At 49.4% G+C, this 2,385-nt stretch carries 7 protein-coding genes; 3 read left to right on the plus strand and 4 right to left on the minus strand.

Going from position 1 to position 2,385, the window contains the following annotated elements; all coding sequences use genetic code 11:
- On the plus strand, positions 1 to 183 hold a 183-nt coding region (locus H6F88_RS32890), incomplete at its 5' end, for a hypothetical protein (RefSeq protein ID WP_206756411.1).
- A 25-nt stretch (positions 184 to 208) separates the two neighbouring features.
- Here the strand turns inward: H6F88_RS32890 and H6F88_RS00055 are convergent.
- Complete coding sequence (locus tag H6F88_RS00055) at positions 209 to 400, minus strand: hypothetical protein (protein ID WP_190640724.1); 192 nt, start codon at positions 398 to 400, stop codon at positions 209 to 211.
- A gap of 217 nt (positions 401 to 617) precedes the next feature.
- Positions 618 to 851, minus strand: coding sequence for a hypothetical protein (locus tag H6F88_RS00060; RefSeq protein WP_190640725.1), 234 nt, complete (start codon positions 849 to 851; stop codon positions 618 to 620).
- A gap of 125 nt (positions 852 to 976) precedes the next feature.
- Here H6F88_RS00060 and H6F88_RS33770 point away from each other — a divergent pair, with 125 nt between their 5' ends.
- Together H6F88_RS33770 and H6F88_RS00065 are read left to right on the plus strand one after the other, a co-directional pair.
- Positions 977 to 1,105, plus strand: coding sequence for a hypothetical protein (locus H6F88_RS33770; RefSeq protein WP_277882121.1), 129 nt, complete (start codon positions 977 to 979; stop codon positions 1,103 to 1,105).
- A 135-nt stretch (positions 1,106 to 1,240) separates the two neighbouring features.
- Positions 1,241 to 1,609, plus strand: a complete 369-nt coding sequence (locus tag H6F88_RS00065) for a hypothetical protein (protein ID WP_190640726.1) — start codon at positions 1,241 to 1,243, stop codon at positions 1,607 to 1,609.
- 106 nt (positions 1,610 to 1,715) lie between these two features.
- On the opposite strand, the gene H6F88_RS00070 is transcribed toward H6F88_RS00065, so the two are convergent.
- On the minus strand, positions 1,716 to 1,898 hold the full coding sequence (locus H6F88_RS00070; protein WP_190640727.1) for a hypothetical protein: 183 nt from the start codon (positions 1,896 to 1,898) through the stop codon (positions 1,716 to 1,718).
- 45 nt (positions 1,899 to 1,943) lie between these two features.
- Positions 1,944 to 2,177 (minus strand): hypothetical protein, encoded by a 234-nt coding sequence (locus H6F88_RS00075; RefSeq protein WP_190640728.1) that lies wholly within the window; start codon positions 2,175 to 2,177, stop codon positions 1,944 to 1,946.
- Positions 2,178 to 2,385 lie beyond the last annotated feature (208 nt).

Genomic DNA, 2,385 nt, shown 5'->3' on the forward strand with positions numbered 1-2,385 from the left:
TCTGCCCAGGCTGGAGCCTTGCAGGTTGCAAGCTTTCCGGTGGGAGTTGCACTGGCTGATGCTATCTGGGAGAGACTACATGCAGCAGGTTGTGGAGTGACTTCAAGCTTTTGTCGAGAGAGCGGGTTGGGTTCGTTGTGTGGTTCCCGTTTCGTTCCTCATGTACATCAATGTATTCGCTAACCTCGGCGCTGACGATGCCTAAAAGTTAGGGAAAGTTATGCTGTTTCTTAAGTCGCTTTGGCATCGCATAATGGGGTGGTTGAAGCGGTGCGATGGAGACATACTTTTCAAAGGTTAAGCCCGAACGTTTTGCCGGAATAACGGAATCTCGTGCTTTGCATTCTTCAATGTCTAGCCAATACTCAGGGTCGGCAGCATTGGACGATCGCCTGCGCATTAACTCAACTTTTTCTTGTTCAAGTCTTTCAACAACCCTCTACGTTCAGTTCCAATCGCCTCCCCCTGGTATTGCCAGCTGCGATGCCTTACTTTGAATGTTGCTGTCGCCAAACCCAAGGCTCTAGCTCAGGGGCATCAATCCCACACAGCCTTAGCCTTTCTGAGCGCCACCCCTTTTGGACAGTCAGAACATCACCGCTCTGCACTTCAATCACTTAGGCTAATTGGCTAGCTCCTGGCTCCTGCGCCAGCGCTGCATTCTGCCGGGAGATGGAAGGGTATTCGTAGTTCGGTTGACTGTCGAGAGCATTTTGCGACTGCTGATGAGCAACCACACCGACTATCCCTAGAATCGGGATTATTGCAATGAGGAAACTGTATTTTTTGATTCGCCCCTGTTTGGTCAGCCTTTCAGGAGCAGGGCGATTAGGGCTAGGATCTTCTTCCATTGAAATTTATAGCAAGCACCAAGTGATTTAGAGTTAGGGTGCCCAGATCTGGGAAAGGCGATCGCCGCTGCCATCAGCCATTGCAGTGATATCGTAAACTCAATCCTTGAGGAGGGCGATCGCCCATGATCATCGCAGCATTTGTCGCCTTGCTTGGCTGCAAGCTCATCGGAGTTTTGCTCTGGCTGTTTGGGCAGATTTGGATCGCAACTATTGGGGAATTGTTCTGGTCAGAATTAGAGGATGGCGATTAGGGCTAGGATCTTCTTCCATTGAAACTTATAGCGAGCACCAAGTGATTCAGAATTAGGGTGCCCAGATGTGGGAGGGGCGATCGCACAGTTGCGAGCTGTTAAGGTTGGAAGGCTGAAGCATAGACAGTAACCTCAATGGCAGTAAGAAGTAATCCTTTAGCTCGCAGAGCGATCCTAATTGCTCTAACAATCCTGGTAGGAATAGGGTTAACGCTAGCTTCTCTAGGCTATAAACAGCCAGCTAATTGTCAAGAAATCTGCACGGGAGCACAACCTTGTCAAGTGGGGCAGTGTGAGTTTGGAGAACAAAGAGCCGGATTTCCAATTCCGTTCGTTCGGGATGCAGAGGGCGGCTCACCGCCGAGTGGTTGGGGGAAGATCGGTCCAGAAGATTATGTCTACGCTGATCTAGGAGGATTTGCCCTCAATGTCGTTTTCTATAGTCTTGCTTTATGGCTGTTTCAAACATTGATATGGTGGCTTTTCCGTTCATTACAGGGATAGAGGCCAGGAAGCGATCGCCAGTTAATTTTTCCCCAGTAAGGGAACTCTGAGCTTACATAGATACCCTTTGCCCTGGCACTGCTGCTGGGGCTTTTGTTTTGCCGCTCTACTGCTGCGCTGCTGAGATGTTGCAAGCCTCAGCGCCATACAGCAATTTCACATTACCTTCTGGCTCAGACTCCGCACACCAACACCGCCAGCCGCCCAAATTCTGAGATGATCTACGACTGGGATTAGGGCAAGAAAGCAGATAGAGGCGATCGCTATCGATATTAAAATTCGCTTCCACTTGAGATTCATAGTAGAGGCACCAAATGATTCAGGATTAGAGTGCTCAGATATGGGAAGGGCGAGCGTCCCTCCAACTGAAACTTTCAGTACTAGCTTTCAGGAGATTTACACCTCCTTCAACCGCCATTTCAGCGTCGCTACCGTCAATCACCACGATAGGCGGACAGCGATCGCCCATTTGCCCTTTTAGGCAACTGAGTACATCCAGGCTAGCGGTATAGGAAGCGGAAATCTCTAAAAGGATGCCGTCGATCTGCTGCGCTCGAAACAGAGCCAAAATTTGGTTGCTGTAAGGTTCAGTCAGAACCCAGTATGCAAAATTGGCGTTGCTGCAAGGGTAATGCTTGGTTTGGCATGATAGAAGAATGAAATGTCCTCAATGTAATTCAACTCAAGTCGCTAAGAACGGGCATCGTCGAGGGAGACAATGCTACAAGTGTAAGCAGTGCAGGCGACAATTTCTCGAATCCTACTATCCTTGGCGC

Origin of the sequence: Oculatella sp. FACHB-28 (genome assembly GCF_014696015.1) — a bacterium.
Classification (GTDB): domain Bacteria; phylum Cyanobacteriota; class Cyanobacteriia; order Elainellales; family Elainellaceae; genus JAAUTN01.